General features: G+C 73.7%; 2 protein-coding genes and 2 pseudogenes. All 4 read left to right on the top strand.

Annotation, left to right across the window (positions count from 1 at the left end; all coding sequences use genetic code 11):
- Positions 1-118: 118 nt before the first annotated feature.
- Positions 119-325: pseudogene (locus tag QC029_RS30210) on the top strand (M15 family metallopeptidase); the annotation flags it as partial.
- 297 nt (positions 326-622) lie between these two features.
- A pseudogene (locus QC029_RS30205) lies at positions 623-1,789 on the top strand (EAL domain-containing protein); the annotation flags it as partial.
- 354 nt (positions 1,790-2,143) lie between these two features.
- Positions 2,144-2,878 carry an MIP/aquaporin family protein gene (locus QC029_RS30200; protein WP_279559037.1) on the top strand — a complete coding sequence of 245 codons (735 nt, stop codon included), beginning with the start codon at positions 2,144-2,146 and terminating at the stop codon, positions 2,876-2,878.
- 68 nt (positions 2,879-2,946) lie between these two features.
- Complete coding sequence (gene glpK, locus QC029_RS30195) at positions 2,947-4,467, top strand: glycerol kinase GlpK (protein WP_279559036.1); 1,521 nt, start codon at positions 2,947-2,949, stop codon at positions 4,465-4,467.
- Positions 4,468-4,502 lie beyond the last annotated feature (35 nt).

Here is a 4,502-nt window from a genome sequence, read left to right as displayed (position 1 = left end):
CGTCCGCGTCCCCCGTCGCGGGCGGGCGGGTTCTTTCGTGCCCGGGCCCGCCGGCGGGTGACGAGCTGGGTGACCTGCTCCGATCACTCACAGGAGTGTATGTGTCTATGGGAACTCGAATTGCTTCGACACCCTGTCGCACACGCTGGACCCGCGCGTCACCGGGGAGCAGCGGGCCAACCGGCTGCTGCTGAAGGGGACGCTGGAGGAGGTGGGCTTCGTGAACTACGAGGCGGAGTGGTGGCACTACTCCTTCCGGCCGGAGCCGTTCCCCGACACCTACTTCGACTTCCCCGTGCACCCCAGGTCGCTCACCGGCCGCTGAGCGGGCCGCGTTCCGGCGGCGGACGGCCCGGCGCGGCCCGCGCGGCGGAGGACCCGGCGCCGGAACGCGGAACGGCGGTACGGAGCCACCCCCGTGGGTCCCGTACCGCCGTCGTCCGGTGGTGGGGACGCGGGTCCGCCCGGAAACGGTTCGCGGACCGGCGCGCTGTCACCCGTTCGCGACATTTCCCGGACCGCCGCCGACGCGCCGCCGCCGCCGGTCCCGCACCGCGGAAATGCGCGTGAACTCTGCGCGAACAACCCCTCCGGGCGCCGCCCGGGGCAGGATGCTGGTGCCGTGCGTGCCTGGACGAGCCAACTCCGATTCGCCTACCAGCCGGTCGTGGACCTCGGGACCGGTTCCGTGACGGCCCTGGAGGTCCTGGCCCGCTCCGAGAAGGGCGACGTCGTGGCCCGGGCGCGCCGCGATCCGGAGCTGGACGCCGAGCTGGCCGCGCTGGCGCTGCGGTCCGCCGCCCGCCAGGAGGGGCTGCTGCCGCTCCACGTCAACGTCTTCGCCGCCACCCTCGCCCACCTGGGGGACCTCACCGCGCTGCGCCGGGCCGTCCGGGACGCCGGCCGCCGCCCGTGGGAGGTGACGCTCGACATCACCCCGCAGCCGGAGCGCGTACCGCGCGAGGCGCTGGTCCCGGCGGCCGGCGCGCTGCGCGAGGACGGCTTCCGGATCTGCGTGGACGGGGTCGGCGCGGGCGATCTGCCGCTGCTGCTGCTCGCCGACCTCTCCCCCGACCTGCTCAAGGTGGACGCGGCGGTCGTGGCCGGGCTGCCGCACCGGCCCGCGTACCGCGCGGCGGTCGCCGGGCTGCGGCGGTTCTGCGACGGTGCCGGCGCGCTGCTGGCCGTCGAGGGCGTGGAGACCGAACTGCAGTACGCGACCGCGCGGGCGGCCGGCGCGCACCTGGCGCAGGGCCACCTGTTCGCCCCGCCCGCGCGCCGTCCCGTCGTCGAGGTCCACCTGCCGGTCTGCCCTCCCGCCGCTCCCCCGGCCGGGGCCGGCTCGGGGGGACCGCCGGTCGCCGAGTTCCTGCACCCCGCGGCCCTGCTGCCGCTGTCGGCCTCCGCCGCCCAGGTGCGGGCGCTGCTCACCGGCTCGCCGGAGGTGACCGGGGTGATGCTGGTGGACCCCGACGGGGTGCCGGTGCGCGCGGTGGACCGGGACCGCTTCCTGCTGGCGATGTCGGGCCGGTACGGCCACGCCCTGTACGCCGACCGGCCCGCGGTCCGGCTCGCGGACCGGCCGCGCACGGTCCGGGTGGGGGCCACCGCCTGGGAGGTGCTCGACGTGGTGGCCGCCGGCGACGGCAGCCGCACGGCCGACGACGTGGCGGTCGTGGACGAGGCGGGGCGGTGCGTGGGAGTGGTGCGGCTGGCCGAGGTGATCAGGGCGCTGGCCGACAGCCGCATGGAGGACGCCCCGGGGCTGAACCAGCTCACCCGGATGCCGCGCCCGGGCGCGGGCTGATCCGCCCGCCGGGCCGTCAGGCCCCGTCCGGCCGACGCGGCCGGTACGCCGTACGGCCGCCCGCGGGGCGCGCGGCGGGCCGGACCGCCCGCCGTACCCACTGCCTTGACGCTCCTCCCAGGCGGGTGAACACTTCCGATTATCAGACGGTATCGCCGCATGTCGGTCTCCCCGGCCGATACTTCCCGGGGCGGTTCCGCCGAACACGCACGCTCGTCGCGGATGCCGGGCGGGGCGCGGCTCCGCCGTGCCACCCGGCATCCGCGGGCACGGCACAACGCACCCCGCAGGGACGCCCGGGGCCGCTGTCCGGGGTGAGGGCACGGAGGAGCGGCAATGAACCTTCCCAACGGCGACATCTTCCTCGGCGAGATCATCGGAACGGCGATCCTGATCCTCTTCGGCGCGGGGGTCTGCGCCGCCATCACGCTCAACCACTCCAAGGCGCAGAACGCGGGGTGGATCGTCATCGCCTTCGGGTGGGGTTTCGGCGTGCTCGCCGGCGCCTACACCGCGGCGCCCCTGTCCGGAGGGCACATCAACCCGGCCGTGACCGTCGGGATCGCCACGCAGACCGGCGAGAACTGGGACAAGGTTCCGGTCTACATCGCGGGCCAGATCGTCGGCGCGATGCTGGGGGCCGTACTGGCCTGGCTGGTCTACTACGCGCAGTTCGCGGCCAACCGCGACCAGGACACCGCGGCGCCGACCCTCGGCATCTTCTCGACCATCCCCGAGATCCGCAGTCCGGTGGCCAACCTGGTCACCGAGATCATCGCGACGATCGCCCTGGTGCTGCCGATCCTGGCCTTCGGCCTGACCAGGGGGCTGGGCGAGTCCGGCACCCTGATCCTCATCGTCGCGCTGCTGGTCGTCGGGATCGGCCTGTCCCTGGGCGGCCCCACCGGTTACGCCATCAACCCGGCCCGCGACCTCGGGCCCCGCATCGTCCACTCGCTGCTGCCCATCCCCAACAAGGGCACCTCCGACTGGGGGTACTCCTGGGTCCCCGTGGTGGGACCGATCATCGGCGGCGTCCTCGGGGCACTCATCTACAACCTCGCCTTCTGAGCCGGGGAGGGACCGGGAAGGCGGAAGGGCCGAGGACGACCAGCAGAAGGGGACCGGAGGAAACCGTCATGACCGACACAGCACGCACCTACGTCGCCGCGATCGACCAGGGCACCACGTCGAGCCGCTGCATCATCTTCGACCACGACGGCGCGATCGTCGCCGTCGACCAGCGCGAGCACCAGCAGATCTTCCCCAAACCCGGCTGGGTGGAGCACGACGCCACCGAGATCTGGTCCAAGGTCCAGGCGGTGGTCGCGGGAGCGCTCGCCAAGGCGGGGCTGCGCGCCCGCGACCTGGGCGCGCTGGGCATCACCAACCAGCGCGAGACGACCGTGCTCTGGGACCGCTCCACCGGCAGGCCGGTCCACAACGCCATCGTCTGGCAGGACACCCGCACCTCCGCGCTCTGCCGGGAGCTGGGCGGGGACGTCGGGCAGGACCGGTTCCGCGACCGGACCGGGCTCCCGCTGGCCAGCTACTTCTCCGGGCCGAAGGCCGCCTGGCTGCTGGAGAAGGTGCCCGGGCTGCGCAAGCGCGCCGAGGCGGGCGAGATCGCCTTCGGCACCATGGACTCCTGGCTGATCTGGAACCTCACCGGCGGCACGGAGGGCGGCGTGCACGTCACGGACGTCACCAACGCCAGCCGGACCATGCTGATGAACCTGGAGACCCTGCAGTGGGACTCCTCGATCCTGGACGCCATGGGCGTGCCGGAGGCGATGCTGCCCGAGATCCGCTCCTCGGCCGAGGTGTACGGAACCACCGCGGTCGGGACGAGCACCGGGGTGCCGGTGGCCTCCGCGCTCGGCGATCAGCAGGCGGCCGTCTTCGGCCAGACCTGCTACGACGTCGGCGACGCCAAGAACACCTACGGCACCGGCTCGTTCCTGCTGCTGAACACCGGCCACCGCCCGGTGGCCTCCAAGAGCGGCCTGGTGACCACGGTGGGCTACCGGCTCGGCGGCGAGCGGCCCGTCTACTGCCTGGAGGGGTCGATCGCCATCACCGGGGCCCTGGTGCAGTGGTTCCGGGACCAGCTCGGGATCATCCGGGAGGCCGCCGAGATCGAGTCCCTGGCGGCGAGCGTGGAGGACAACGGCGGCGCGTACATCGTCCCGGCCTTCTCCGGCCTGTTCGCCCCGTACTGGCGCTCGGACGCGCGCGGCGTCATCACCGGCCTGACCCGCTACGTCACCAAGGCGCACCTGGCGCGGGCGGTGCTGGAGGCGACGAGCTGGCAGACGCGCGAGGTCGTCGACGCGATGTACCAGGATTCCGGGGTGGAGATCACCAGCCTCAAGGTGGACGGCGGCATGACCGCCAACGGGCTGCTGATGCAGCACCAGGCGGACGTGCTCGGGGTGCCGGTGATCCGGCCGGTGGTCTCCGAGACCACCTGTCTGGGCGCGGCGTACGCGGCCGGCCTGGCCACCGGGGTCTGGTCGGACCTGGACGAGCTCAAGGCCCACTGGAAGAAGGACGCCGAGTGGACCCCCCGGATGGACGCCGGGACGCGGGAGCGGGAGCACCGCAACTGGCGCAAGGCCGTCGAGCGCAGCTTCGGCTGGGAGGAGGACGGCGACTGACCCGCCGCGGCCCGGCCGCGGGGACCGGGCCGGTC

This window comes from Streptomyces sp. DH37, assembly GCF_029813835.1.
GTDB lineage: Bacteria > Actinomycetota > Actinomycetes > Streptomycetales > Streptomycetaceae > Streptomyces.
This window is presented reverse-complemented; position numbering and strand designations above follow the sequence as displayed.